General features: G+C 64.3%; 28 protein-coding genes. 14 read left to right on the top strand and 14 right to left on the bottom strand.

All coding sequences use genetic code 11. The features are described 5' to 3' along the window. The first annotated feature begins 198 nt into the window (after positions 1-198). Positions 199-1188: an ROK family protein gene (locus ACGYLQ_RS15365; RefSeq protein ID WP_394443693.1), complete on the top strand. Its 990-nt coding sequence runs from the start codon at positions 199-201 to the stop codon at positions 1186-1188. Between the two features lie 47 nt (positions 1189-1235). Then, positions 1236-2507, top strand: a complete 1272-nt coding sequence (locus ACGYLQ_RS15360) for a glycerate kinase (protein WP_394443692.1) — start codon at positions 1236-1238, stop codon at positions 2505-2507. A gap of 23 nt (positions 2508-2530) precedes the next feature. Here the strand turns inward: ACGYLQ_RS15360 and ACGYLQ_RS15355 are convergent, their stop codons facing one another. The 6 genes from ACGYLQ_RS15355 to ACGYLQ_RS15330 all read right to left on the bottom strand — a co-directional run bounded on the left by ACGYLQ_RS15355 (position 2531) and on the right by ACGYLQ_RS15330 (position 8481). Beyond that, on the bottom strand, positions 2531-3619 hold the full coding sequence (locus ACGYLQ_RS15355) for a zinc-binding dehydrogenase (RefSeq protein WP_394443691.1): 1089 nt from the start codon (positions 3617-3619) through the stop codon (positions 2531-2533). Between the two features lie 72 nt (positions 3620-3691). Beyond that, entirely contained in the window at positions 3692-4912 is a 1221-nt protein-coding gene (locus ACGYLQ_RS15350) for a TCR/Tet family MFS transporter (protein ID WP_394443690.1), read from the bottom strand. Positions 4913-5032: 120 nt separating this feature from the next. Further along, positions 5033-5836 (bottom strand): 3-oxoadipate enol-lactonase, encoded by an 804-nt coding sequence (gene pcaD / locus ACGYLQ_RS15345; protein WP_394443689.1) that lies wholly within the window; start codon positions 5834-5836, stop codon positions 5033-5035. 169 nt (positions 5837-6005) lie between these two features. Then, on the bottom strand, positions 6006-6977 hold the full coding sequence (locus tag ACGYLQ_RS15340) for a threonine/serine dehydratase (RefSeq protein ID WP_394443688.1): 972 nt from the start codon (positions 6975-6977) through the stop codon (positions 6006-6008). After that, positions 6974-7795 carry an alpha/beta fold hydrolase gene (locus ACGYLQ_RS15335; RefSeq protein ID WP_394443687.1) on the bottom strand — a complete coding sequence of 274 codons (822 nt, stop codon included), beginning with the start codon at positions 7793-7795 and terminating at the stop codon, positions 6974-6976. The genes ACGYLQ_RS15340 and ACGYLQ_RS15335 overlap by 4 nt, the downstream gene beginning before the upstream one ends. Beyond that, positions 7795-8481 (bottom strand): haloacid dehalogenase type II, encoded by a 687-nt coding sequence (locus tag ACGYLQ_RS15330; protein ID WP_394443686.1) that lies wholly within the window; start codon positions 8479-8481, stop codon positions 7795-7797. The genes ACGYLQ_RS15335 and ACGYLQ_RS15330 overlap by 1 nt, the downstream gene beginning before the upstream one ends. 195 nt (positions 8482-8676) lie before the next feature. On the opposite strand from ACGYLQ_RS15330, the gene ACGYLQ_RS15325 reads away from it, so the two are divergent. Continuing rightward, positions 8677-9114, top strand: a complete 438-nt coding sequence (locus tag ACGYLQ_RS15325; RefSeq protein ID WP_209217364.1) for a peptidylprolyl isomerase — start codon at positions 8677-8679, stop codon at positions 9112-9114. Positions 9115-9211: 97 nt separating this feature from the next. After that, complete coding sequence (locus ACGYLQ_RS15320) at positions 9212-10327, top strand: class I SAM-dependent RNA methyltransferase (protein ID WP_394443685.1); 1116 nt, start codon at positions 9212-9214, stop codon at positions 10325-10327. Positions 10328-10516: 189 nt separating this feature from the next. Here the strand turns inward: ACGYLQ_RS15320 and ACGYLQ_RS15315 are convergent, their stop codons facing one another. Further along, positions 10517-11308 carry an enoyl-ACP reductase gene (locus ACGYLQ_RS15315; protein WP_322329295.1) on the bottom strand — a complete coding sequence of 264 codons (792 nt, stop codon included), beginning with the start codon at positions 11306-11308 and terminating at the stop codon, positions 10517-10519. A gap of 9 nt (positions 11309-11317) precedes the next feature. Next, positions 11318-12547 carry a beta-ketoacyl-ACP synthase I gene (gene fabB / locus ACGYLQ_RS15310; protein ID WP_067261394.1) on the bottom strand — a complete coding sequence of 410 codons (1230 nt, stop codon included), beginning with the start codon at positions 12545-12547 and terminating at the stop codon, positions 11318-11320. A gap of 163 nt (positions 12548-12710) precedes the next feature. On the opposite strand from fabB, the gene ACGYLQ_RS15305 reads away from it, so the two are divergent. Further along, positions 12711-14090, top strand: coding sequence for an NAD-dependent succinate-semialdehyde dehydrogenase (locus tag ACGYLQ_RS15305; protein ID WP_394443684.1), 1380 nt, complete (start codon positions 12711-12713; stop codon positions 14088-14090). Between the two features lie 65 nt (positions 14091-14155). Next, a complete protein-coding gene (locus ACGYLQ_RS15300) occupies positions 14156-14758 on the top strand; it encodes an SDR family oxidoreductase (protein ID WP_394443683.1) in 603 nt (200 codons plus the stop codon). 58 nt (positions 14759-14816) lie between these two features. Here ACGYLQ_RS15300 and fabA read toward each other — a convergent pair whose 3' ends face one another. Then, positions 14817-15326 (bottom strand): bifunctional 3-hydroxydecanoyl-ACP dehydratase/trans-2-decenoyl-ACP isomerase, encoded by a 510-nt coding sequence (fabA, locus tag ACGYLQ_RS15295; RefSeq protein WP_067261401.1) that lies wholly within the window; start codon positions 15324-15326, stop codon positions 14817-14819. Positions 15327-15490: 164 nt separating this feature from the next. Between fabA and irrA the strand changes: the two genes are divergently transcribed. Then, a complete protein-coding gene (irrA, locus tag ACGYLQ_RS15290) occupies positions 15491-15910 on the top strand; it encodes an iron response transcriptional regulator IrrA (protein ID WP_394443682.1) in 420 nt (139 codons plus the stop codon). Between the two features lie 31 nt (positions 15911-15941). Here irrA and ACGYLQ_RS15285 read toward each other — a convergent pair whose 3' ends face one another. From ACGYLQ_RS15285 to ACGYLQ_RS15270, 4 genes are all read right to left on the bottom strand, one after another. Next, positions 15942-16559 carry a class I SAM-dependent methyltransferase gene (locus tag ACGYLQ_RS15285; RefSeq protein WP_271689428.1) on the bottom strand — a complete coding sequence of 206 codons (618 nt, stop codon included), beginning with the start codon at positions 16557-16559 and terminating at the stop codon, positions 15942-15944. Between the two features lies 1 nt (position 16560). Further along, positions 16561-17340: a CDP-diacylglycerol--serine O-phosphatidyltransferase gene (pssA, locus tag ACGYLQ_RS15280; RefSeq protein ID WP_394443681.1), complete on the bottom strand. Its 780-nt coding sequence runs from the start codon at positions 17338-17340 to the stop codon at positions 16561-16563. A gap of 10 nt (positions 17341-17350) precedes the next feature. Continuing rightward, positions 17351-18043 carry a phosphatidylserine decarboxylase gene (locus ACGYLQ_RS15275; protein WP_209217358.1) on the bottom strand — a complete coding sequence of 231 codons (693 nt, stop codon included), beginning with the start codon at positions 18041-18043 and terminating at the stop codon, positions 17351-17353. 330 nt (positions 18044-18373) lie between these two features. Next, the gene (locus ACGYLQ_RS15270) at positions 18374-19243 is read right to left on the bottom strand and encodes a hypothetical protein (protein ID WP_394443680.1); all 870 of its coding nucleotides are present in this window, start codon (positions 19241-19243) and stop codon (positions 18374-18376) included. Positions 19244-19365: 122 nt separating this feature from the next. Here ACGYLQ_RS15270 and miaB point away from each other — a divergent pair, with 122 nt between their 5' ends. Then, a complete protein-coding gene (miaB, locus tag ACGYLQ_RS15265; protein ID WP_394443679.1) occupies positions 19366-20670 on the top strand; it encodes a tRNA (N6-isopentenyl adenosine(37)-C2)-methylthiotransferase MiaB in 1305 nt (434 codons plus the stop codon). 55 nt (positions 20671-20725) lie between these two features. On the opposite strand, the gene ACGYLQ_RS15260 is transcribed toward miaB, so the two are convergent. After that, positions 20726-21070: a hypothetical protein gene (locus ACGYLQ_RS15260; RefSeq protein ID WP_209217356.1), complete on the bottom strand. Its 345-nt coding sequence runs from the start codon at positions 21068-21070 to the stop codon at positions 20726-20728. Positions 21071-21527: 457 nt separating this feature from the next. Here ACGYLQ_RS15260 and ACGYLQ_RS15255 point away from each other — a divergent pair, with 457 nt between their 5' ends. The 6 genes from ACGYLQ_RS15255 to lnt all read left to right on the top strand — a co-directional run bounded on the left by ACGYLQ_RS15255 (position 21528) and on the right by lnt (position 26490). Then, on the top strand, positions 21528-22070 hold the full coding sequence (locus ACGYLQ_RS15255) for an OmpA family protein (protein WP_394443695.1): 543 nt from the start codon (positions 21528-21530) through the stop codon (positions 22068-22070). A gap of 13 nt (positions 22071-22083) precedes the next feature. Beyond that, complete coding sequence (locus tag ACGYLQ_RS15250) at positions 22084-22407, top strand: hypothetical protein (protein WP_394443678.1); 324 nt, start codon at positions 22084-22086, stop codon at positions 22405-22407. Positions 22408-22554: 147 nt separating this feature from the next. Next, positions 22555-23544, top strand: a complete 990-nt coding sequence (locus tag ACGYLQ_RS15245; RefSeq protein ID WP_067261409.1) for a PhoH family protein — start codon at positions 22555-22557, stop codon at positions 23542-23544. Continuing rightward, positions 23519-24064: an rRNA maturation RNase YbeY gene (gene ybeY, locus ACGYLQ_RS15240; protein ID WP_394443677.1), complete on the top strand. Its 546-nt coding sequence runs from the start codon at positions 23519-23521 to the stop codon at positions 24062-24064. Before ACGYLQ_RS15245 ends, ybeY begins: the two co-directional genes overlap by 26 nt. Before the next feature lie 27 nt (positions 24065-24091). Beyond that, a complete protein-coding gene (locus ACGYLQ_RS15235; RefSeq protein WP_394443676.1) occupies positions 24092-24994 on the top strand; it encodes a hemolysin family protein in 903 nt (300 codons plus the stop codon). Continuing rightward, positions 24991-26490, top strand: coding sequence for an apolipoprotein N-acyltransferase (lnt, locus tag ACGYLQ_RS15230; protein WP_394443675.1), 1500 nt, complete (start codon positions 24991-24993; stop codon positions 26488-26490). Before ACGYLQ_RS15235 ends, lnt begins: the two co-directional genes overlap by 4 nt. Positions 26491-26518: the final 28 nt, after the last annotated feature.

The raw sequence follows: 26518 nt of genomic DNA, 5'->3' as shown, positions 1-26518 counted from the left end.
AGGTCGCTCATGTCACCGCTCCGTTTTCCGGGCCGTGAATCACGCAGCGCTTTGAAAATCAATGCATCCTGACCCTAATCCAAACGGACAGCACCCAAACGCGAAACCCGGAAGCCTCGGCTTTCGGGTTTTGTTGTTTGACCTTGGCCGCGCGGGCGGGCCATCTTGCACCGGTATCAAGGGCAGCGGGGCAGGCACATGTGGTATTTGGTAGGGGACATCGGCGGCACCAATCTGCGCCTCGCAGCGGTGGACCCCGCGGGGGCGGTGGTAGAACGCCGCACCCACCCCACCGACGGGCTGACCACTTTGCCCGACGCTTGTGCGGCGTTTTGTAGCGAGATGGGCCGCCCGCCCGAAGGGGTCGCCATGGCGGTGGCCGGGGTGGTTGTCGACGGGCAGGTGCGGATGACCAATGCGGCGCGCAGCATCTCGCGCGATGATCTGGCGCGGGCCTGCGGTTTGGACCCCGCCAAGGTGCTGTTGCTCAATGATTTCGAGGCGGCGGCTTGGTCCTTGGCCACGCTGGATGCAGACAATGTGACCTATCTTCAGGGCGGGCCCGACCCGCAACCGGGGGCGCGGGTGATCATCGGCCCGGGGACGGGCCTTGGCGTCGGGTCTTTGGTCTGGCAGGGCGCCCGGCCCACGGCGGTGCCGGGCGAAGGCGGACATCTGCGGCTCACCCCCCATAGCGCCGAGGAAGTGGCCTATTTCGAAGCCCTGATCGCGCTCTGGCCCGAGGTGCAGATGGGCGCGGCGCTGGCGGTCGAGGCCGAGGCGATCCTGTCGGGCACCGGCATGCCCTATTGGTATCGTGCCATCGCCTCCGCCCGGGGCGAGGCGGCGCATTTGGAGGGGGCGGCGGCGATCTTTGCGGCGGCCAAGGCCGGGGAGGACGCGAGCGCCTGTCGCGCGGTTGCTTTGATGGTGCAGTATCTTGGCGGGGTCGCGGGGGATCTGGGCTTGGTCATGGGCGCGCGGGGCGGGGTCTTCGTCACGGGGGGCGTGGCGCAGCAGAACCCTTGGATGCTGGATGACAGCTTCCGCGCCGCCTTCAACGCAGGGGGGCGGCACAGCAAATGGCGCGCGGCGATGCCCTTGGGCCTGTGCAGCGACCCCGACTTTGGCCTGCTGGGCGCGCGCAACTGCCTGTTTGTCCAGAATGAACGCCCCCTGTCGGATTGACAGCAGACAACGGGCCGCCATGATCGCCGCAGCAGTCGGAGTGCACTATGTCCAACCTCAATGACCCGAAACGCCAGTTCTTGGCCGAATTGTTCGACACCGCCGTCGCCGCCGCCGATCCGCATTTGATTTTGAAAGACCGGCTGCCGCCGCCGCCCAAAGGGCGCACGGTGGTGATCGGTGCAGGCAAAGGGGCGGCGCAGTTGGCGCAGGCGTTCGAGGCCATCTGGCCGCACCCCTATGACGGTGTCGTGGTCACCCGCTACGGCTATGGCGCGCCTTGTCAGCGGATCAAGGTGCTGGAGGCCGCCCATCCGGTGCCCGATCAGGCCGGGATCGAGGCTGCCCACGCCTTGCAGGAAGCGGTGCAAGGTCTGGGGCCGGAGGATCAGGTGATCGCGCTGATCTGCGGCGGCGGCTCATCGCTTTTGCCCGCCCCGCCAGAGGGGCTGATGCTGGAGGATTTGCAGGCGTTGAACGCGGCGCTTCTGGCCTCGGGCGCGCCGATTTCGGTCATGAACGACATCCGCAAGCAGTTCAGCACGGTCAACGGCGGACGTTTGGCGGAACTGGCCCATCCCGCGCGGGTGGTGAGCCTTGTGGTCTCTGATGTGCCGGGGGATGATCCGGGGGCCGTGGCCTCTGGCCCCACGGTGCCGGGGCGGCGAGCTGCGACGGCGGTGTTGGAAGAGGTGGCCGCGCGGGGGTTGGAACTGCCGGAGCGCTGCATGACGTTTCTGGAAAAGGTCGCCGCGCAGCCTCAGCAGGACGCGCCGAGCACGACGCAGACCCATGTCATTGCCTCCGCCGGTCTGTCGCTTGCCGCCGCGGCCAAAGCCGCGCAGGCGCGGGGGGTGAACGCGTGGATCCTGTCGGACGCGATTGAGGGCGAGGCGCGGGAGGTGGCGCTGGTCCATGCGGCCCTCGCACGGCAGGCGCAGGAAAGCGGTTTTCCCCATCCCGCGCCGCTGGTGCTGCTTTCGGGCGGGGAGACGACGGTGACCCTGCGCCACAAGGGCCGCGGCGGGCGGAATAGTGAGTTTGCACTGTCCCTCGCGCTGGCGCTCGAAGGGCAGGAGGGGATCACGGCCTTGGCCGCCGATACCGATGGTATCGACGGGTCAGAGGATAACGCGGGCGCTTTCGTCGAGGCAGGCACGGCGGCTGCGATGCGCGCGGCGGGGGTGGACCCGCGCGGCGCTTTGCAGCGCAACGATGCTTTCGGGGCCTTCGAGGCGATAGATGCGCTGTTTCACACTGGCCCCACCGGGACCAATGTGAATGATTTTCGCGCTTTGCTGATCGGCGATCTGCCGTAGTGTCCGCCCGCCTCAGGGCCGATCTAGGAGCGGTCGAAGACGATCACATTGCGCCGCGCGGCGCCGGTCTTGGTGTCGGCAATCGCCTCGTTGATCTGATCCAGCCGCCAGCGGCCAGAGATTAGGCTGTCGAGTTGCAGGCGGCCCTGAAGATAGAGGTCGACCATCCACGGAATGTCGCGCTGGATCACCACATCGCCCATTTTGGAGCCGACCATGCCTTGCCCTAGGGCGGCGAGGACCACCGGTTCATAGGTGGCCTCGGCCCCGCTGTGGGGCATGCCGACCATGATCACCCGGCCCCCGGCGGCGAGGTAGCGCGGCGCGGTTTCATAGGCGGGGATCGCGCCCACGGTGACGATCACGGCATCCGCCCCGCGCCCCATGGCCTTGAAGGCCGCGCGCCACGGTTTCGCCTCGGTCGCGAGCACAGTGTCGGTCGCGCCGAATTCGCGGGCGATGGCGAGTTTGTCTTCGGTCATGTCGACCGCCACGATCCGCCGAGCGCCCGCGATGCGCGCCCCTTGGATGGCGTTGAGGCCGACCCCGCCCGCGCCGATTACCACCACGTCTTGTCCCGCCCGCAGGCCCGCCGCATTGACCACGGCGCCGACGCCGGTGATCACGCCGCAGGCGATCAGGCAGGCGGCGTCTTTGGGGATGTCATGCGAGATTTTCACCACCTGCGACCGGTCTACGACGACCTTCTCGGCGAAACCACCGGTGTTCATCGCCTGAACGAGCGGTGCTCCCTCCGCCGTTTGCAGCGGCCCTTCGGGCGCTTGCGGGGTTTCGCAGATTGTCGGCTGGCCCGAGGCGCAGTTGGGGCAGCTGCCGCAGGCGCGGATCAGGGTGACCACCACGCTGTCGCCTTCGGCCAGACCCTGCACATTCGGCCCCACCGCGCTGACCCGACCTGCGGCCTCGTGCCCATAGACGGCGGGCAGGGTGCCGCCCCAGCCGCCTTCGGCAAACAGAATGTCGGAATGGCAGATCGCCACGGCATCCAAGGTCACTTCAACTTCGCCCAATTGCGGTGCCTTGATGCGGATGTCTTCGACGCTCAGCGGCGTGTCAAAGGCATGGCAGACGGCGGCTTTGATGGTTTGCAATGGCCTGTCCCTTTCTTTCAATCCTCGCCAGCCTGACGCGGATGGGCCGGTGGCGCAAGACGGGGAATGGGCCTACTGCGGCGAAGTTTCACCTTGTGACGTGGGGGTGGGGCGGCTGGCAAAGAGCGCCAAGCCGCCAAGGGTCAGCAAAAGCGCCAGCAGGAAGGGCGCGCCGGGCAGGTAGAGCGCAGCTTCCGGCGCGGTGAAATAGGCGAAAACCGCCGTCATCGTCAGCGGCGAGAGGATCATTGCCAGCGCGGTGGAGGAACTGAGTGCGCCATGCAGCTCCCCTTGCGCATCGGCGCTGACGCGGGCCGACATGATGCCTTGAAGCGCGGGCGGGATCACACCGGCCAGCGCGGCGAGCGGGGTCATGATCAGCGCCCAAGTGCCCGAGGTCAGCACGGTCAGCGCGGCAAAGGCGGCAAGGGCAAAGACATGGCCCAAGATCACCGTGGCGCGCGCGCCCAAGCGGCGGATCACGGGGCCGATCAAGGCGCCTTGGACAAGCGCCATCAGCACGCCGAAAAGGCCCAGTGACAGGCCGATCATCGTCGGCGACCAGCCAAAACGCTCGACCCCGAAATAGGCCCAGACCGCCGGATAGGCGGCAAAGCCCACATGGTAGATGAAATAGACCGCGAGCAGCCTGCCAACCTCGGGCAGTTGGCCAAGGGCGCGCAGCGCGCCCAGCGGATTGGCCCGCCGCCAGTCGAAGGCGCGGCGTTGCGTCGGGGGCAGGGTTTCGCGCAGCACGGCCCAGCCAAGCGCCGCGTTGCCCGCCGCCAGTACCGCTGCCGCCCAAAAGGGCGCGCGGGTGCCATGTTCGCCCAAGACGCCGCCCATCAGCGGCCCCAGAACAAAGCCCGCGCCAAAGGCCGCGCCGATTAGCCCGAAACGCGCCGCACGGTCCTGCGCCGGAGAGATATCGGCCATATAGGCCGAGGCCGTAGCATGGGTCGCCGCCGTGATGCCCCCTACGAGCCGCCCGATCAGCAGCAGCCAAATGCTGCCCGCGAGTGCCATCACGCCATAGTCCACCGTCATCACGATCAGCGCCAGCAGCAGGACCGGGCGGCGGCCAAAACGGTCGGAGAGCCCCCCCAGCACCGGGCCGAAGAGGAATTGCATCGCCGCAAAGCCCGTGGCCAACACGCCGCCCCAAAGGGCCGCATCGCTCAGCCCGCCGCCGCGAACTTCGCGGATCAGGTCGGGCATGACGGGCAGGATCAGGCCGACGCCCATGGCATCGATCATCACCGTCACAAGGATAAAGATCAGTGGCAGCGGCATTCGGTCAGATGTGGTCCGCGTAGGGGCCAAAGGCAAGGCCGGACGTCGCGATAGGGCGCGAATGCGGCGCGCGTTGCAGGCGTTTGGCCCGCTCGCTGCCGGAGACACCTGCCGCCACGATCAGCCCTGCGCCTTCGGGATATGCCCAACGCTGGCGAGAAAATCGTTCAACGTTTCTGCGTATTCCTGCGGCTGCTCGACACAGGGCAGATGGCCCGCGCGGCGGATCAATTTGAATTTCGAGGCCGGGATCAGGTCCATCAACTCGCGCACCAGATCCGGCGGGGTGGAGCCGTCTTCCGACCCTGCGATGCCAAGCGCGGGCAGGCGCAGGCCGGAGGTCGGCGTCATGAAATCACTGTGCGAAATCGCCGCCGAACAGCCCGCATAGCCTGCGTCGGGCTGGCGGGTCAGCATGTTGCGCCAGAGCGCCAGTTCGGGCGTGGCGCGGAACTGGGGCGAAAACCAGCGCTCCATCACCGCATCGGTAAGGCTTTCGATGCCGCCCTTTTCGACCTCCGCGATCCGCGCATCCCAGATGTCGCGGTTGCCGATCTTGGTGGCGGTGTTGCTCAGCACCAGCGCGCGGATCATGTCGAGCCGTTTCACCGCAAGGCCCTGCGCGATCATCCCGCCGATCGAGAGGCCCACGAAGACGCAGCCGCGCACCTGAAGGTGGTCGAGCAGGCGTTCGGTGTCGGTGATGAGCGAGCCCATGGAATAGGGCGCGGGCGGGCAGGTGGACAGGCCGTGGCCGCGTTTGTCGAAGCGGATGATGCGCAGGCCGGGCGCGAGCAGCGGCAGGATCGGGTCCCACAGGCGCATGTCGGTGCCCAGCGAGTTGGCGAAGACCACGGGCGCGCCGTCCTCGGGGCCGTCGACGCGGTAGTGCAGTTGCACCTCGCCGGTGTCGAAAATCTGCATGGGGGTCTCCTTTGGGCGGCGTTGAGGGTGCAGCATATCGTGCGAACGCGGGAGGTCAAAGTGCAGGGCTTCAGCTAAGGACCGCCCGGCCGCAGGCCGGGCAGCGCCGACCCGCCCCCCTGGGGCGGCGCTTTCAGCACCACCCCGCGGGCCGACGCTGCCCTAATCGTTACCCCAGCGTCTGCAGCGCGCGGGCGAACATATCGGCGTCAACGTTCCCGCCGGAGATGGTGACGATCACATCGTCCCCGTCAATCTCTCCGCCCCGGAACAACGCCGCGGCAAGCGCCACGGCACCGCCCGGCTCGGCCACGAGTTTCAACCGGTTGAACGCATGACCCATCGCCTGCAAGGCCTCCTCATCGCTCACCACCAGCCCCGGCCCTACAAGCCGCTGCATGATCGGAAAGGTCAGCTCCCCCGGCGCAGGCGTGACGATGGCATCGCAGATCGAGCCGAGCGCCTTCGCATTCTGCTCGATCTGGCCGGAGACCAGCGAGCGGGCGGCATCGTCAAAGCCTTCCGGTTCCGCCGGGCGCACGCGTAACCCCGGCGCCTCGGCCTCCAGCGCCAGCGCGATGCCGGAGGTCAGGCCGCCGCCGCCGCAGCAGACGATCACTTGAGCCTCCTCGATCCCGGCCTCGGCGGCCTGCTGGGCGATTTCCAGCCCCGTGGTGCCTTGCCCCGCGATCACCTGCGGCTCGTCATAGGGTTTGACTAGCGTGAGCCCGCGTTCCTCAGCCAAGGCCGCACCGATCTCCTCGCGGCTCTCATTCGCGCGGTCATAGAGCACCACCTCGGCGCCATAGGCGCGGGTATTGGCGATCTTCAGGCGCGGGCTGTCCTCGGGCATGACGATCACGGCAGGCGCGCCGTGCATCTTGGCGGCCAGTGCCACTCCTTGGGCATGATTGCCGCTGGAATAGGCGATGACGCCCTTGGCGCGCTGCGCGCTCGGCAGGGCCGAGAGGGCCGACCACGCGCCGCGAAACTTGAAGCTGCCGGTATGCTGCAGGCACTCGGGTTTGACCCAGACCCGGCGGCCCGCGATCTCGTCCAGAAAGGGGGAGTTCAAGAGCGGCGTGCGCCGCACATGGCCCTTGGCGCGGTCGGCGGCGGCGCGGATCATGTCGATGTTCATTTGATTTGTCCTATCCATTCGTGCAGCGCGACAAGCGCTTGGGGTTCGTCGAGAAAGGGCACATGGCCGCGGTCCGGCACTTCGGCCACGATCATATCTGGGCGGCGGGCCTGCATCTGCATCAGCGTCTCGCGGCTGAACAAGGTGGAATTGGCCCCGCGGATCGTGACCAGCGGCAACCCTTGCAGCGCATCGAAGAACGGCCAAAGGTCAACAGCCTGCTGGCCTGCGGCGGCCACGGCATCGCGCAGATGCGGATCATAGGTGATTTTCAGCCCATCGTCGGTCGCCCTGTAGTGACGCTTGACCTCCTCAAGCCAGCGGCTCTCGGGCACGCCGTGAAACTCGGGGAAGGCGCGGGCCATGGCGGCGGCGGCTTCTTCATAGGTTTTGGCGGCGGGGTTGCGGCCCAGATAGCCCATGATGAATTCAACGCCCTTGGGGTTAAGCGCGGGGCCCACGTCATTCAGCGCCACGCCCAAAAGGTGATCATGGGCGATCATCGCCAGCGCCATGGCATTCAGCCCGCCACGCGAGGTGCCGATGAGGGCGACCTGTTCCAACCCCAGATGCGCCAGCAATTCCAACACGTCGCGGCATTCCACCGAGAGCGTGTAGTTCCGCCAATTCGCGTCGAAATCCGAGCAGCCCCGCCCGCGGTAGTCCATGCGGATCAGCCGGTGATCAGCCAAATGCGGAGCGAGGTAGTCGAAATCCGCGCCGGTGCGGGTGAGACCGGCAAGGCAGAGGATCGGCAGGCCGCGGCCCTCATCCGTGTAATGCAGCGACAGCCCGTCGGAGGTGGTGAAACGCGGCATCAGAGCCCCGCCAATGCGGGAATGCCGCTGAGTTCGCGCAATTGGTGCGCGGGTTTCCACGGCAGCCGGTCCACCGGATCGCCGCCCCGGTTTACCCATGCGGTGGTGAACCCATAGCCCGTCGCCGCTGCCGCATCCCAGCCGTTGGAGGACACGAACAGCACCTCCTCCTTGGCACAGCCGAAGTGTGCCCCGACAAGGTCATAGACCGACGCATGCGGTTTGAAGACGCCGACGCTTTCGACCGAAAGCGAGACGTCCAAAAGTTCACCGATTCCCGCCGATTGCACCGCCCCGTCCAGCATCGCGGGGGCGCCGTTGGACAGGATCGCAGTGTTCAGGCCCCCGTCTTTCAGCGCGCGCAGCATGGCGGGCACCTCGTCATAGGCGCGAAGCTCCCAGTAAAGCGCCAGCAGGCGCGCGCGCAGGGCAGGGTCATCGGCGAGGTTCATCTTCTCCAGCGTCCAATCCAGCCCCTCTTGGGTGACTTGCCAGAAATCATCATGCGCCCCGGTCACCGCCCGCAGCCATGAATACTGTAACTGCTTGAGACGCCAGTGTTCTGCGAGTTCCGGCCAAGTCCCAGCGATGGCGGCAAAAGCGGGTTCGGCTGCGGCCTCACGGGCGGCGGCGGCCACGTCGAAGAGGGTTCCATAGGCGTCGAAAACGCAGGTCGTGATGGGCATCTGACAGGCTCTCCCTTTCCGTGTCGCGGCAGAGTGGCACGCAGGCGCGGCGGCGAAAAGGGGCGAATTCCGCGATCGACCCGGACGGGGGGTTTACTCTCGGGATCACAATCTTCATGCTGTCGCGGAATTTGGAGCACCCGCGCAGATACGCGGCCTCCTTCCCTTTTTTCCCCTACAGATTGGAGACACCCGATGGCTGAGGTCAAATCCGGCGACACAGTACAGATTCACTATACCGGCACGTTGAAAGACGGCACCACATTCGACAGCTCCGAGGGCCGTGACCCGCTTGAGTTCGTCGTGGGTTCGGGCCAGATCATCCCCGGTCTCGACAGCGCGCTGCCCGGCATGACCGAGGGCGACAAGAAGGTCGTTCAAGTGCCCAGCGACGAAGCTTACGGCCCCGTGAACCCCGAAATGCGTCAGGCCGTGCCGCGCGAAGGCATCCCGGCGGACATCCCGCTCGATCCCGGCACGCAGCTGCAGATGCAGACGCCCGAAGGTCAGGCCCTGCCGGTGACCGTGGTCGAGGTTGACGAGACCACCGTCACGCTCGACGCCAACCACCCGCTGGCGGGCAAGGACCTGCAGTTCGACATCGAACTGGTCAAGATCGCTCCGGCGGCCTGATATCGGTGGCCGGGGGGCTTCCCCCCGGCACGCCCCAAAGACGTCTCCGGCGTCTTTTCCCCTCGCACGCCCGCGCATTGGCGCTTATGCAGGGACCATGGATACCCCAGATACATTCGAGATTTTCCTTGTCTGCCCGCCCGGGCTTGAGGATTTGCTCTGCGCCGAAGCGCAGGAAAAAGGTTTTGCCGGGGCTGAGGCCCAGCCCGGCGGCGTGACCGTTCAGGGCGGCTGGCCCGAGGTCTGGCGCGCCAATCTGGAGCTGCGCGGCGCCGCGCGCGTGCTGGCGCGGATCGGCGGTTTCATGGCCTTCCATCTGGCGCAGTTGGACAAACGCTGCCGCAAGTTTCCCTTTACCGATGTGCTGCGCGCCGATGTGCCGGTGAAGGTGCAGGTGACCACCAAGGCCTCGAAGATCTACCACGCTGGGGCGGCAGCCCAACGGGTCGAGACGGCGCTGCGCGAGACCCACGGTATTCCTGTCGATGCCGAGGCCGCGCTGGTGCTGAAGGTCCGCATCCACGACAATCAGGTGACCTTCAGCCTCGATACCTCCGGCGAGGCGCTGCACAAGCGCGGCCACAAGGAGGCCGTGGGCAAGGCGCCGATGCGCGAGAACATGGCGGCACTGATGCTGCGGTCCTGCGGCTATGCGCCCGGCGAGCCGGTGGTCGACCCGATGTGCGGCTCGGGCACGTTCCTGATCGAGGCGGCCGAGATCGCGGCGGGGCTGAAGCCCGGGCGCTCGCGGCGCTTCGCCTTCGAGGAATTGGCGAGTTTCGATGCCGGGGCGTGGGAAGAGATGCGCGCTGCGGGGGCGGAGGTCGAGCCTGCTGTGCGGTTCCACGGCTCTGACCGGGACGCGGGCGCGATCCGCATGAGCACGGCCAATGCCGACCGGGCCGGGGTGGGGGCGTGGTGTCACTTCGCCTGCCACGGGGCCGGGGAGGTGCAGCCGCCCGAAGGCCCGCCCGGGCTGGTGATCGTGAACCCGCCCTACGGCGGGCGGATCGGCAATAAGAAGCTGCTTTATCCGCTCTATGGGACGCTGGGCGAGACGCTGAAGGCGCGGTTCCGCGGCTGGCGGGTGGGGCTGGTGACCTCGGAGCCGCCGCTTGCCAAGGCGACCGGGCTGCCGTGGAAGGGGCAGGGGCCGGCGATTGCCCATGGCGGGATGAAAGTGTGGCTCTGGCAGACAGAGGCGTTGGGGTAGCGACAGAGGGCCATCGCCTGCCCGTGGGGTGGCGATCCTGACGGTGATCCGTCCCACTTTATGGTGCAAAGTGAGCGCGCCCTCGCAAAGGCGCGCCTAGCCTCACCAAATCGCCTCCCCGCCGGGACGGGCAGGCGATGGCCCGGCGCCTGCGGCTTGATTCCGGGCCGGGGCCAGTCGAAGCCCGTGTTACAGATGCTCCGCCTGCGGCATCCCCAGCACGTGGAAACCGCCATCCACGCGGATGATCTCACCCGTCGTGCAAGCCCCCGCATCCGACGCCAGATAGACCGCCGTGCCACCCACGGCCTCCAGCGTCGCGTTCGACCGCAGCGGCGCGTTCTGATCCGTGTGCTTGTAGGTCTTGCGCGCGCCGCCAATCGCAGCCCCCGCCAGCGTCTTCATCGGACCCGGCGAGATCGCGTTCACGCGGATGCCTTCCGGCCCCAGATCATTCGCCAGATAACGCGTCGCACTTTCCAGCGCCGCCTTGGCCACGCCCATCACGTTGTAGTTCGGCGTCACCCGGTTCGAGCCCATGTAGGTCAGCGTCATCAGCGTGCCGCCGTTGTCCTTCATCAGCGGATGCGCGCGGCGCGCTACGTCGATGAAGGAATAGGCCGAGATATCCATCGAGTTCTTGAAGTTCGCCCGGCTGGTGTTCAAGAACCGCCCCGTCAGTTCGGATTTGTCCGAAAAGGCAATGGCATGGACGACGAAGTCGATGGTTGGCCAACGCGCGCCAAGCTCCTCGAAGGCGCGGTCGAGCGAGGCGTCGTCGGTCACGTCGACATCGACCATGAAGTCCGAGCCGACGCTCTGCGCCAGCGGCTCCAGCCGCTTGCCAAAGGCTTCGCCCTGATAGGTAAAGGCCAGTTCCGCCCCGGCCTCGGCCATCGCCTTGGCGATGCCCCAAGCGATGGAGCGTTCATTGGCCACACCCATGACGAGGCCACGTTTTCCTGCAAGCAATCCAGACATCTCCAGCCCTCAGCCTTGGTACTTCGACAGGATCATCGACCCGTTTGTGCCGCCGAACCCGAAGGAGTTCGTCATCACCGAGTCGAGGCCCGCGTTGTCGACCCGCTCCAGCGCGATCTCGGAGGGATCGAGCGCGGGGTCGAGGTTTTGCACGTTGATCGACTTGGCGATGAAATCGTTGTCGAGCATCAGCAGCGAGAAGATCGCCTCCAGCGCGCCGGCAGCGCCCTGTGCGTGGCCGGTCATCGACTTGGTGGAGCTGACGGGCGGGGTGTTGCCTTGACCGAAGACGCGGCGCACGGCCTCGATCTCGCCCACGTCACCCACCGGGGTCGAGGTGCCATGGGCGTTGATGTAGCCCACCTTGCGGCCCTCGGGCAGGGTCTCCAGCGCCAGACGCATGGCGCGCTCGCCGCCCTCGCCCGAAGGGGCCACCATGTCATGCCCGTCGCTGGTGGCGGCATAGCCGGTCACCTCGGCATAGATCTTGGCCCCGCGCGCCAGCGCGTGGTCGAGGTCTTCCAGCACCAGCATGCCGCCGCCGCCGGAGATCACGAAACCGTCGCGGTCGGCATCAAAAGCGCGGCTCGCCGTTTCGGGCGCGTCGTTGTATTTGGACGACATCGCCCCCATCGCGTCAAAGAGGCAGCTAAGCGTCCAGTCCAGCTCCTCGCCACCGCCGGCGAACATCACGTCCTGCTTGCCCAGCATGATCTGCTCGGCCGCGTTGCCGATGCAATGCAGCGAGGTGGAGCAGGCCGAGGTGATCGAATAGTTGATGCCCTTGATCTTGAAGGCGGTCGAGAGGTTCGCGCTCACGGTCGAAGACATGCACTTGGGCACGGCGAAGGGCCCGATGCGCTTGGTCGCGCCGGTGTCCTTCACGATGTTATGCGCGGCGAACATGGCCGAAGTCGACGGCCCGCCGGAGCCTGCCACCAGACCGGTGCGCGGGTTGCTGATCTGCGCCTCGTCGAGGCCCGCGTCCTTGATCGCCTGATCCATGGCGACATAGGCATAGCCCGCGCCCGGCCCCATGAAACGCAAGGTGCGCTTGTCGATGTGATCGGCCAGATTGATCTTCAGCGTCCCTGCCACGCGGCTGCGGAACCCGTGTTCGGCCATCTCCGGGCTGGCTTCGATCCCGGAGGTGCCGTTTTTCAGTGCTTCGAGCACTTCTTCGGCGTTGTTTCCGATGGATGAGACAATCCCCAACCCTGTGACGACGACGCGGCGCATGCGCAGCACTCCTTTGTTTTGGCAGCCCCGGTGTATGCCAGCACGCCCATACGGCGCAAGCGGTTTGCCGATCCTCTGCGCGCGAAGGTCGCGGTCAAGGTTCTGTGATGGAACGGTGCAGTGGCAGGCGGTGTTGGCTTCACGAGACATGAAGGAGATTAGAATGCCCAAGATCAATACGGTAAATCCCGCCACCGAAGAGGTGCTCGACACCTATGACGTGATGTCCGAAACCGAAGCGACCCAAGCGGTCGAGGCCACGCATGAGGCGTTCAAGGAGTGGCGCAAGCTGACCCATGCCGAACGCGCGCCCTATCTGAAAAAGATCGCCGAGAAGCTGCGCGAGAATAAGGAAAGCCTGTCGGAACTGATGACCCGCGAGGTCGGCAAGCTCTACAAAGACGGGCTGACCGAGGTCGAACTCTGCGCGCAGATCTTTGAGTATACCGCCGAGAACGGCCCCGACATGCTGAAGGACGAAGAGCGCAAACACGCGGGCGGCAAGAAGCGCGGTGTGGTGACCTATCAGCCCATCGGCGTGATCTATCAGATCCAGCCGTGGAACTTCCCCCTCTACCAACCCGTGCGCGTGCTGGCCGCGAACCTGATGACCGGCAACGGCTGCGTCCTGAAACACGCGGAAATCTGCACCGGCAGCGGCTTGCGTTTGAAAGAGATCTGCGAAGAAGCGGGCCTGCCCAAAGACCTGTTCAACGTTATCATCATCGACCACGATACCTCCGACAAGCTGATCGGCCATAAGCTGGTACGCGGCGTGACCATGACCGGCTCTGACAGCGCGGGCAGCCATATCGGGTCCGAGGCCGCGAAACACCTGAAGAAGTCCGTGCTCGAACTGGGCTCGAACGACGCCTATCTCGTGCTCGACGACGCCGATATCGAAACGGCGGTGAAATTTTCGACCATGGGGCGGCTTTATAACAACGGCCAGACCTGCGTGTCGGCCAAGCGTTTCATCGTGACCGAGAAGAATTACGACGCTTTCGTGAGTGCCTATGTCGATGCGATGAAGGCGATCCCGATGGGCGATCCGATGGACGAGGATACGAAACTCGGGCCGCTGTCGAGCCAAGAACAGTTCGAATCCGTACGCGATCAGGTGAACGAAAGCGTCGAGAAGGGCGCCAAGGTGCTCTGCGGTGGCGAAGTGCCCGACCGCACGGGTGCCTATTATCCCGCAACTGTTCTGGCCGAGGTCAAGCCGGGCATGCCAGCCTATGACGATGAGATCTTCGGCCCCGTCGCCTCGGTCATCCGGGCGAAGGATGACGAAGACGCGATGCGCATTGCCAATGACAGCCGCTATGGTCTGGGCGGCGGCATCTTCTGCACGGATGAAGAACACGCCCTGCGCCTTGCGCGGGATGAGTTCGACACCGGCATGGTGCGGATCAACAACTTTGGCGCCGCCGATCCGAACATGCCCTTCGGCGGGGTGAAAAATTCCGGCTACGGGCGCGAACACGGTGGCTTTGGCATGAAAGAGTTCGTCAACGCCAAGTCGATTTTCCTGCCGTCGTAAGCGGCAAAGGCGGGCGGCGCGAAATGCCGCTCGCCCGTATCAAACTAAATTCTGAGAGGTTCCATATGACCATGAAAGTACTTGTCGCCGGTGCGACCGGCAAAACCGGGCGTCTGCTCGTCAGTGAATTGAAAGACCGCGGGGCCGAGCCCATCGCACTGGTGCGTGACGGCTCCGATACCTCTGTTCTGCCCGAGGGCACCGAAGAGCGGAAAGGCGATCTGACCAACCTGCAAGCGGGTGTATGCGACGGTGTAGACGCCGTTGTCTTCGCCGCCGGGTCGGGCGGCAGCACGGGGCCGGAGATGACTGAAAAGGTCGACCGCGAAGGCGCGCAGCGTCTGGTCGATCTGGCACGCGAGGCCGAGGTCGACCGCTTTGTGATGCTGAGTTCCGTGGGCGCCGATAACCCGCCTGAGGATCATGAGATGACCCATTACCTCAAAGCGAAACAGGCGGCGGATGAACATCTGCAAGGCTCTGGCCTGACCCATTCGATCCTGCGGCCCGTGGCGCTGACCGATGACCCCAAGACCAATGCGGTCAATCTGGGCGAAGGTGTCGATCAGACGGGCGAGGCGCATCGTGCCGATGTGGCAGCCGTATTGGCCGAGGCCGCTGTAACCGGGCGTCATGACGGTAAGGTGCAGGAAATGCAGACGCTTTGAGGACAATGCAGAAGGGGGCCGCGTGGCCCCCTTTCAATATCCGTAAAGTCGCAGCGCTTCAGCTCTCGCTAAGGGCGACTTTCATGTCTTTCACTTGATAGATCACCTCGCCATCGGCTTCGACGATGCCGTCGGCCACGCCCATGGTCAGGCGGCGGGTCTGGATCGCCTTGGTGAAATCAATCTTATAGGTCAGCATCTTGCGGTCCGGGCGTACCATGCCGGTGAGCTTCACCTCGCCCACGCCAAGCGCATAGCCGCGCCCCTGCCAGCCACGCCAGCCGAGGTTGAAGCCCGTGAGCTGCCACAGACCGTCAAGGCCAAGGCAGCCGGGCATGATCGGATTGCCGGGGAAATGGCATTCAAAGAACCACAGGTCGGGGGTGATATCGAACTCCGCGGTGATATGGCCCTTGCCATGGGCGCCGCCATCGGCCGAGACATCGGTGATCCGGTCCATCATGAGCATCGGCGGGGCGGGAAGCTGTGCGTTGCCGGGGCCGAAAAGCTCACCGCGGGCGCATTTCAGCAGATCTTCCTTGTCGAAACTCGTGGGGTAGTCGGCCATCCTGCGGCTCTCCTGCTGCTCTGTTATAACATCCGGCCCCGTTTAGCACCCCGCCGCCGCGTGCCGCAAGGGCCGCGGCAGGGACGCTGCGACGATTGGTGCGAGGTTTTCAATTGAAAACCGGGGATTTCCTCCTTTATATGACCCTGAAAGGCAGGGAACTGATGTCCGCAGAGGTACAAGAGGTCGGAACGCGCTGGTTGGCTCAGGCCGGGCTGCGCCCCACGCGCCAACGTGTCACGCTGGCGAGCCTTCTGGTGGGCGATGGGCAAGACCGTCACGTCACCGCCGAAAGCCTGTTTGAGGCTGCGAAGGGGCAGGGCGAGGCTGTTTCGCTGGCCACGGTCTACAACACGTTGCGGGCGTTCTGCGATGCCGGGTTGTTGCAGGAGGTGACCGTGGATGGCTCGAAAAGCTATTTCGACACCAACACCCACGACCACCCGCATTTCTTTTGGGAAGACGACAGCAAGCTGACCGATGCGCCCTCGGAAGAGTTGGTGATCGCGCAGCTTCCTGACGCGCCTGAGGGGGCCGAGATTGCCTCGGTCGATGTGGTGATCCGGCTGCGGCAGAAGACCTGAACCAGCGGGGCAGGCCCCGCCGCCTGCGTGTTTATCCGCGTTTTCGCAGTACCAGGAAGGTCATCATGCCCATGGGCGGCAGCGCGCGTTCGTCCTCGACCTCCAGCGCATCTTGTTGCAACACGGTTTCCATCTCGAAATCAGAATGCCAGCCGAGCGTATTGGCAAAGGGGGCCGAGACTTTTTCCAGAAAGCCCAGCACCCCCGTGGTGCGCATGAAATGGTTGGCGATGACCACCTGACCGCCGGGTTTGAGCACGCGGGCGATTTCCTCCATCACCCGCTCAGGCTCGGGCACGACGGACAGCACATGCATCGCGGCGATCGTGTCGAAACTGGCATCGGGAAAGTCGAGGTCGCGCGCGTCCATCTGGCGCAGGTCAGCTACATGTTGCAGCCCTTCACGGGTGACGCGCTGGCGGGCCTTGGCGAGCATCTCGTCGCTGAAATCGATGCCCGTGACGGAGAGGTGCGGCGCGTAGTGGGGCAGGGACAGGCCGGTGCCGACACCCACTTCGAGGACAGAGCCGCTGCCCTTGTTGATATGGGCCACGACATGGCGGCGACCGCCGCTGGTCAGCGCGCCGAAGGTCTTGTCGTAGATCGGTGCCCAACGGGCATAGGATGTCTCGACCGCCTTGATGTCCATTTCAATTCCTTTTGGTTAAACCCGTTTTCCGTGCTCTCAAAAGTCCCCAGATCACCATGCCGATATAGGCCAAGCAGAGCACGACAAGCGTGGTCCAAGCGTAGGTGGCCAAGGCAGCGGCGAAAATTGCCACGCCCACCAGCAGGTATTTCACATGACGTCGGGAGACTTTGGTGGTTTTGAAAGACCATGTGGGGATGCGGCTGATCATCAGAAAACCGATCAGCACCATATGCAGGCAGATCATCCAATCCGGCAGAATGGGCCGGTTGTGAAAGGCAAAGGACAGGGTCATCGGCAAGAGCACCAGCAGCGCGCCTGCGGGCGAGGGGATGCCGGTGAAGAAGGAACCGGATTCGCCTACCGCATCGCCGTTCTTGGCCTTGGCCGCTTCGGCCTTGTCGTTGACGTTGAACCGCGCCAGCCGCACCACGCAGCAGACCGCGTAGACGAGCACGGAAATCCACGCCGCGCTGCGCATGTCTTGCAGCGCCCAGAAATAGAGGATCAGCGGCGGGGCCACGCCGAAGTTCAAAAAATCGGCCAGCGAGTCCAATTCCGCCCCCATCGGGCTGGAAGACCGCAAGAGCCGCGCCAGCCGCCCGTCCAACCCATCCAGCACGCAGGCCAGCAGGATCAGTTGCACTGCCAGCACATAGTTGCCCTGCACCCCAAAGCGGATCGCCGAAAGCCCTGCGCAAATCGCGGTGATCGTCAGCGCATTGGGCAGAAGCTGGATCAGCGCAAGGTCCGCGCCGGTCTTTTCAGAAGGGGGGCGCATGGGGTCTTTCCTAAAGCGGGGCGGTCTCTATGACCGGCTGTTTCAACTCGGCCAGCACGGTTTCCCCGGCGACCATGGTCTGCCCGATGCGCACCATCGGGTCGACGCCTTCGGGCAGGTAAACATCTAGCCGGGAGCCGAAGCGGATCAAGCCGAAGCGTTCGCCGGTCTCAAGCCCGTCGCCGGATTTCACGAAGCAGACGATGCGCCGCGCAACGAGGCCCGCGATCTGCACCACGGCGATGTCGCGCCCGTCGTCCATGCGGATGCACAGGCTGTTGCGCTCATTGTCGGCGCTGGCCTTGTCGAGCGAGGCGTTGAAGAACTTGCCCGGGCGGTAGGCCACGGCCTGCACCTTGCCCGCGACGGGGGCGCGGTTGATGTGGCAGTTAAAGACGCTCATGAAAACGCTGACGCGGGTCAGGGGTACATCCGGCATGCCCAGTTCGGCGGGCGGCACCGCAGGCTCGATGAGTGAGACGATGCCGTCGGCAGGGCTGACGATCAGGTCGGGCCGGTCCGGGGTCACACGCTCGGGGTCGCGGAAGAAGTAGTAGCACCAGATCGTCAGGCCGACGCCGATCCAGCCGAGGACTTCTTCGATGGCGAAGAGCACCAGCGTGACAGCGGCGAAGATCGCCACGAATTTGATGCCCTCGCGGTGCATCGGTTTGATGAATGTGTCGAGCAAGTTGACGGCCATCGGACCCTCCCGTTCAGGCTGTCTTCCGTCATAGGTGCATGGCGGGTGAGTGCAAGGAGGTTTTGGACGGGCGCGTGTTTTGGGCGGTTGCGGGCTGAATGGTGAGGGTCGCGGATACCGGCGGCGTCTTGTCCGGGCATCGAAAAGGTTAGCCGCCATGTGCTGAGGGTGTCGCCCTCCCTGGTGGGCGATGAGCGGTCGCGTGGTGCGGGACGGTCATTCTGGACCCTGACTGGCCCGTCCACCGAAACGTTGCAAGATCGCCCTCCGGGGGGAGGGAGGGCGATGCCCGGTGTGCCACCGGGCGGGACAGTTAAAAGGGGGAGCCTGTCAAAACCACTGTCCCGGCTCCATCAAGCCCAGATCCATCAACTGCCGGGAATGCCACTCGAACGGCTCGGAGTTGTGCCACTGAAATGTCGGGATGTCATAGCGGCTGCCGGGATTGCGCTTCAGCGCCTTTGCCGTGCGGAACGAGCAGATCGCCGCCGTGACGTTGTGATGCCATTCGCAGGCGTAGGTGTTGTATTCCTCGTCGTTGAACCTGTGGTCGCCGCGCAGCTTCAGCCCCGGTTTTGCGCGAAACAGCGGAATACGGTCGATCTTGCGGCTGTGCGGCGGCACATGTTCCTCGAACCGCCAGCGCAGCCCGCCAAAGAAATCAAGCTGCCGTTCCTTGGGATGCCCCTGTCGGGCCGCATCCTTGCGCGCCAGCGCGTAATAGCCCGAGCGGTCCAAATGCGCCTGATCCAGTGAAACGGCATTGGGGTGTTGCTTGAGGTCCAGCGCATAGAGGTCCACCACATAGGCCAGCATGGCATCGCGCCGCTCTTCGCTGTGAAAGGCCAGCAATTCCTTGACGTTGCGTGTCTCGCTGAAGGGGTGGAACAGATATTCGGCGTTGTAGCAGTAATAGAGCCATTGCCCCGGCGCCGCCGCGATCATGCGGTTCACGGCCCGCTCCAGCGCGGCTTCGGCGGTGGTGTCATAATCGACCCGCAGCACGCTTTCCTCTAGGTCGCGGGGCAGGTCGAAACCGGGGGGCATCAGCGCTACGACGCTGTCGAACCCTGCCTGCTGGTGGTGGCGCAGGGTGGTGTCGACCTCAACCTCATCCTCGACCAGGATCATGGCGATGGGGCATGTGTTCAGCGCCCTGCGGCCCTCTTTTATAAGCTGGTCGAGATCGCGATACCGCATAGGCCCCCGCTGGAATTTGCCGCCGGTAAAGTCGGCCAATTCCGGGTGCATTGCAAGACGCGGCCACCGCTGTTAGACGACGCCATCTGCCCGAAATCCGTCAAAACCCTTGGATGCCCGCCATGACCCAACCGAAAAAGCTGTTCATCAAGACCTATGGTTGCCAGATGAACGTCTATGACAGCGAACGCATGGCCGAGAGCCTTGGCGGGCAGGGCTATGTCACCACCGACCGCGCCGATGACGCGGATATGATCCTGCTCAACACCTGCCACATTCGCGAGAAGGCGGCGGAGAAGGTCTATTCCGAACTGGGCCGTCTGAAACCGCTGAAAGACGCGCGGCCCGATCTGAAGATCGGCGTGGCGGGCTGCGTGGCCCAAGCCGAGGGCGAAGAGATCATGCGCCGCCAGCCTGCCGTCGATCTGGTGGTCGGCCCGCAAAGCTACCACCGTCTGCCGGAGATGGAGGCGAAGGTGCAGGGCGGGCAAAGCGCGCTCGATACCGATTTCCCGGCAGAAGACAAATTCGACCACCTCAAGGGCCGCCCCAAGGCGAAACGCGCCCCCGCCGCCTTCCTGACCGTGCAAGAGGGCTGCGACAAGTTCTGCGCCTTCTGCGTGGTGCCCTATACCCGTGGTGCCGAAGTCTCCCGCCCCGCCGAAAAGGTGCTGGACGAGGCCCGCGATCTGGTCGAGCGCGGCGTGCGCGAGGTCACGCTATTGGGCCAGAACGTCAACGCCTACCACGGCGGCATGACGCTCGCCGGGTTGATCCGCGCGCTGGCCAAGATCGACGGGCTGGAGCGTATCCGCTACACCACGAGCCACCCCAACGACATGGGCGATGACCTAATCGCGGCCCATGGCGAAGTGCCTGAACTGATGCCCTATCTGCATCTGCCGGTGCAATCGGGCAGCGACCATATCCTGAAACGAATGAACCGCAGCCACACCGCTGAGAGCTACCTCAAACTGCTTGAGCGCATCCGCGAAGCGCGGCCCGACATCGTGCTGTCAGGCGACTTCATCGTCGGCTTCCCGGAAGAAACCGAGGCGGATTTCGAGGCCACGATGGAGCTCGTCCGGCAGGTGCGCTACGGCTATGCCTATTCGTTCAAATACTCCACCCGCCCCGGCACGCCCGCCGCCGAACGCCCGCTGGTCGATCCAGCTGTGGCCGACGACCGGTTGCAGCGTCTGCAAGGGCTGATCACCCAGCACCAGCAGGAAATCCAGCAGTCGATGGTGGGGCGCGAAGTCTCGGTTCTGGTTGAGAAGAAGGGCCGTCTACCCGGTCAGATGCTGGGCAAGTCGGAGTATCTGCATGCGGTGCATATCGAGGATAGCACGGCGCAGATCGGTGACATCCAGCGCGTGCGGGTGACCGAGGCCAAGAGGAACTCTCTGGCCGCCGTTCTGGTCTGATCCGCAGCCCTAAAGGGCCTGCAACGGGTGCGCGTCGCCGCGCACCCTTGGCTTGTCAGTAGTTGTGTTTGCGGTGCGATGCGGCATCTGCAAAGATCCGCTTCATCGTCGCTTTCAGCCCCTCGGGGTTGCCGACGAGTGTGTGATCGCGGCAGACCCGTTCTGCCACGGCATGGGCTGTGGCAAAGTCATAGCCCACGGCCACGAGGCTATCCACGAAGACCGAGTTTGGTCGGTCCCAGATCACGTCGTTCCACGGGCCGCGGTAGCAGCTGACGTGGATCACATTGCCCGTGGGATGGGCCACACCTTGGTTGTGATAGGCGTATTTCACGCCCCCCGCGAAAGCGGGCAGGGCAAGCAGGCCGGTGACGGCGGTGGCGAGTAGCGTTTTCATCATAAGTTGGTCCCCCAGTTTTCATTGCAGCAATCAAGATCGGCAAAGCCGCGCGAAGTCCCACCCTCGCGATCCGATGGAATGAGATTTAGGTCTAAAGGTGCGATTTTCAAGAAAATTCAATGGCAAGGACCGTTGTTTGCGAACAATCCCAAGGGCTTGCGCGGGATTGTCGCCAAGCCGTCGTCAATGGCCTGTTTTCGGCGGATCGGGGCAGGGTGAAATGGCCCCGCTCCGAAGCCGTTTTGCCGCTACCCCGCGGCGGATTCGTTGTAAGCCGCCAAGGTTCGGCCACAAAATGTTGATTTCACAGCTTCACAGCGAGACCGTTTTTACCTAACCTGACCCCATACTCAAAAGGCGCGGGTCCGGGGAGGGGTCGCATTTGCCAAAGATAAGAACCAGAAATTAGAATAGGACAAACGCTGTGGGACCCACTATTTCCAAAGCACTGCGCGCCATGGCCAGCCTGACGATGGCAGCGGCGCTGACCGTGGCCAGCACCTCGGCCGATGCGCAGACACCCTCGCAACAGGGCCGTGACAAGGGCGTTTACACGCCGACCATCTGGGTCGACCCGGATGGCTGTGAACATTGGGTTATGGATGACGGGGCCGAGGGCTATATGACCCCCCATGTCACACGGCAGGGCATTCCGGTGTGCCGCCGCGGCGATGTCTGCGGCGTGATGGAGGCGGATCAGTTCTTTGCCACCGACAAATACAGCATCTCGCCGCAAGGTCGGGCGCGTCTGGCGAAATTCTTCCAATCGACTGGGGCGGTGTCCTACATCATCACCGGCCATACCGACAGCCGCGCGTCGGACGCCTATAACATGCGCCTGTCCTATAACCGCGCAAATTCGGTCGCGCGTATCGCCAATCAAGTGGGTGCCAAGATCGCTGATGTGCGGGGCTATGGCGAACGGATGCCCGCCGTGCCGAACAATTCCGCTGCGAACATGGCCAAGAACCGCCGTGTCGAAATCATCTGCATTCGCTGAAGGGACCGTAAAAGTGATTAAGACAAAACTTCTCATGGTCACAGCCTGTGCCGTCGGCCTTTCGGCCTGTACCGATTACGAAGGCGGTCTGGGCCGGGGTTACCCTTCGGACAAGACCTTTGACCGGGGCATCGACAAAAAGCACCTGAGCACCCTTCAGGCGGGCATCTGGGTCGATCCCAACGGTTGCGACCACTGGATCATCGACGACGGGGTCGAGGGCTATCTTTCGGCACGGCTTGATAAATTCGGCAAGCCGGTCTGCTCGGGCGTGGCGCCACCGACACATACCGCAGGCCACTTCAAGGGCGGCTCCAACATCAAAGACCCGAACTGACCTTGGCGGGCCATATCACAGACCCCGGGCCGGAGCGCGTTGCGCTTCGGCCCTTTTTGTCGCGACGGGTTGGTAAATCGATCCGGTCTGACTATTTCAACATTTAGTGCTTCACAAAGGATACGCGCATTGCCTTCAACTGATCTGATGACACCGGAAACCGCGGCCGAACGGGTGGTGGAATTTCCCGACAACCGCCTTTTGATCGACCTCTGCGGCGCCTATGACGCGCATCTGGCGGCCATCGAAAAATCGCTTGAGGTGCAGATCATAAGGCGCGGCAATCACCTGCAAATTCTGGGCGAAGGCGAGGCCGTTGAGAAGGCCGAGAGCCTGCTCAATGCACTCTATGTCCGGCTGGAAAGTGGCCGGGCGGTTGAGCCTGCGGATGTGGACGGTCTGCTGCGCATGGGCAATTCCGGCGCGGGCACCGGCGTGCGTCAGGGTGACCAGTTGGAGATGCCGATCTCGGATGCGATCGAAATCCAGACCCGCAAGAAACGGGTAGAGCCGCGCACCGATGCGCAGAAAGCCTATGTGCAATCGCTCTTCGACAATGAACTGGCCTTCGGCATCGGCCCTGCGGGCACCGGCAAGACCTATCTGGCGGTGGCCGTGGGCGTGTCGATGTTCATCGGCGGCCATGTGGACCGGATCATCCTCAGCCGCCCCGCGGTCGAGGCGGGCGAGAAGCTGGGCTATCTGCCGGGCGACATGAAGGACAAGGTCGACCCCTATATGCAGCCGCTCTACGACGCGCTGAATGACTTTTTGCCGAGCAAGCAATTGGCCAAACTGCTAGAGGAAAAGCGCATTGAGATCGCGCCGTTGGCCTTCATGCGGGGCCGCACGCTGTCGAACGCTTTCGTGGTGCTGGACGAGGCGCAAAACGCCACTTCGATGCAGATGAAGATGTTCCTGACCCGGTTGGGGCAGAACTCGCGCATGGTGATCACCGGCGACCGCACCCAGATCGACCTGCCGCGCGGGGTGCAGTCCGGGCTTCAGGATGCGGAGCGCTTGCTCAAGCAAATCCCCAGCATCAGCTTCAACTACTTCTCCTCCAAAGACGTGGTACGCCATCCGCTGGTCGCCGCGATTATCGAGGCTTATGAGGCCGATAGCGGTGCCGCTTGACCTGATGCTGGAAGATTTCGACATCGTGATCGAAGACGACCGCTGGGCGGCGGTCGACCTTGAGGCGCGCGCTCATGCCGCGGCGCGGGCCACTCTGGCCCACCTCGGCCTTGATGCCGAAGCCGCTGAGATGACCCTGCTGGCCTGCGACGACAGCCGCATCGCCGCGCTAAACGAAGACTTTCGCGGCAAAGCGCGGGCGACCAATGTGCTAAGTTGGCCTGCCGAGGAACGCGGGGCGGTCACCCCGGGCGGCGATCCGCTGCCTGTCGCCCCCGGCATTGACGGGATGCTCGAACTGGGGGACATCGCCTTGGCTTATGAGACCTGCGCCGCCGAAGCTGCGGCGGCGGAGAAGCCATTAGATGCCCATGTGACCCATTTAATCGTGCACGGGCTGTTGCATCTTCTGGGCTATGACCATGAAAATGACCCCGACGCGACGTTGATGGAGGGGTTGGAGCGCGAAATACTTGGCAAAATGGGTTATGATGACCCATATAAGGAAAATGGGCCTTGAGGGGCTTTGTAACACAGACGGGACCCAATGGGCGATACAGACGGATCATCTGACGCGGCGCAGAGCGCGCTGACAGATGAAGACAGACATGAGCAGCCGGATGATGGCGCGATGCGCACCGGTAATTTCTTTTCTCGGGTGTTCGAGGCGCTAAGCCCATCGGACAGTGAGGACGACACGCCAGAGACCTCGGCAGAGGCCGAGCGGCCCACGGGCCATGGCATGATGAACCTGCGCCGGATGCGGGTCGATGACGTGGCGATCCCAAAGGCGGATATCACCGCCGTGCCGGTCAGCGCCACGCTGGATGAGCTGGTCTCGGTCTTCAAGGAAAGCGGGATGACCCGCCTACCGGTCTATGATGGCACGCTCGACACGCCCGTGGGCATGGTCCACCTCAAAGACCTTGCGCTAAATCACGGTTTCAATGGCGAAAACACCAAGTTCGATCTGCGCACCCTGCTGCGGCCCTTGGTCTATGTGCCGCCGTCGATGACCATCGGCGTGCTGCTCACCAAGATGCAGGCCGAGCGGCGGCATATGGCGCTGGTGATCGACGAATATGGCGGTGTCGACGGGCTGGTGACCATCGAAGACCTGATCGAACAGGTCATAGGTGAGATCGAAGACGAACATGACGTCGACGAGGGCACCTATTGGACGGTCGAAAAGCCCGGCACTTATCTCGCGCTCGCCAAGACCCCGCTGGGGGATTTTGAGGCTGAGATTGGCCATTCCCTGACCGACCATGAAACCGTCGACGAAGAAGAGATCGACACGCTTGGCGGCTTGGTTTTCATGCTGTCGGGCCGCGTGCCCGCGCGGGGCGAGGTGGTTTTGCACCCCGACGGGCCGGAGTTCGAGGTGATCGACGCCGACCCGCGCCGCATCAAACGGTTGCGGGTCCGCACCCAAGGGGCCGGGGGATGAGGCAACGGCTGGCGATGCGGGGCCGGTTGCTGCTGGCCCCCCTCGCCGGGGCCATCGCAGCCTTCGGGCAAGCGCCCTATGAACTGCCACTTGCGCTTTTTGCCGGGCTGGTGGCGGCGTTTTGGCTGTTTCGGGCGCAATCCGGCGGTCCAATGCGCGCGGCGCTTTTGGGCTGGGGCTTTGGCTTTGGCTATTTTCTGCACGCGCTGCAATGGATCGTGTCGCCCTTCATGGTCGATGTGGCGCGGCATGGGTGGATGGCGCCTTTCGCGCTGATCCTTCTGGCCGCTGGCATGGCGCTGTTCTGGGGGCTGGCCTTTGGCCTCGCCCGTTGGATCGCGCCGAAGCGCGGGCTGGCGCTGGCGCTGACTTGGGCGGCGGTGGAACTGCTGCGTGCCTATATCTTCACCGGCTTCCCATGGGCCATGCCCGCTCAAGGACTGGTCGGCGTGATGGCGGGACAGGGCCTTGCTTGGGTCGGCCCCTATGCGCTGAACCTCTGGCTATTCGCCATTGCCGCGATCTTGCTGCTGCGTGGCCCTTTGAGCCTGCGGTTGGGGCAGGGGGCGCTGGCCTTGTCGACGGTGCTGCTGTTGCTGCTGCCCCCGCAAGCGCCGCCCGCGGTGCTGACCGAGAACGTGGTCCGTTTGGTGCAGCCCAATGCGGCGCAACGTGACAAGTGGAACCCCGATACCTTTGAATTCTATTTCGCCCGCCAGCTCGACTACACCGCCGCCGCGCCGCAAGACGAAGGCGCCGCCCCCGAGCTGGTGATCTGGCCCGAGACCGCGATCCCATGGTCGTTGGACATGGCAGGCAGCGCTTTGGATGAGATCGGCGCGGCCTCGGACGTGCCGGTGGTGCTGGGCGTGCAGCGCCGGTCGAACATGCGCTATTTCAACTCGCTCGTGTTGCTCGACGAAGGCGGCGCGGTCGATCAGCTTTATGACAAACATCACCTCGTGCCCTTTGGCGAATATATGCCTTTGGGGGATCTGATGGCGCGTTTCGGGATCCACGGCCTCGCCGCCCAGGAGGGGAACGGCTTTTCCAGCGGGCCGGGCGCGCAGGTTTTGGATCTGGGGCCGCTCGGTGCCGCATTGCCGTTGATTTGCTACGAGGCCGTCTTTGCCCATGACGTGAACGCCGCCCCGGCGCGGCCCGCCTTTCTGATGCAGGTCACCAATGATGCATGGTTCGGCAAGGCCGCAGGCCCGCGTCAGCATCTGGCCCAAGCGCGGATGCGCGCGATTGAGCAGGGGTTGCCCATGGCCCGGGCGGCCAATACCGGCATCTCGGCGATGATCGACCCGCAGGGGCGGGTGATCGCTTCGCTGCCGCTCAATTCCGCGGGCTTCATCGACGCGCCGCTGCCTGCGCCATTGGCGCCCACGCTCTATAGCCGCAGCGGTGATTTGCCTTTGATCCTGCTTCTGACCCTCTGCCTTGGCGGGCTTGCCGTGGCCCGCCGTCGCAGCCCGGGGAATGCCGATTGACCATCCACCAGCGGTTGTCTAAGCCGTT

This window comes from Sulfitobacter sp. 1A12779 (genome assembly GCF_043557315.1).
Classification (GTDB): Bacteria; Pseudomonadota; Alphaproteobacteria; order Rhodobacterales; family Rhodobacteraceae; genus Sulfitobacter; species Sulfitobacter faviae.
The sequence above is the reverse complement of the archived record's forward strand: the minus strand, read 5'-3'. Positions and strand labels throughout refer to the sequence as shown.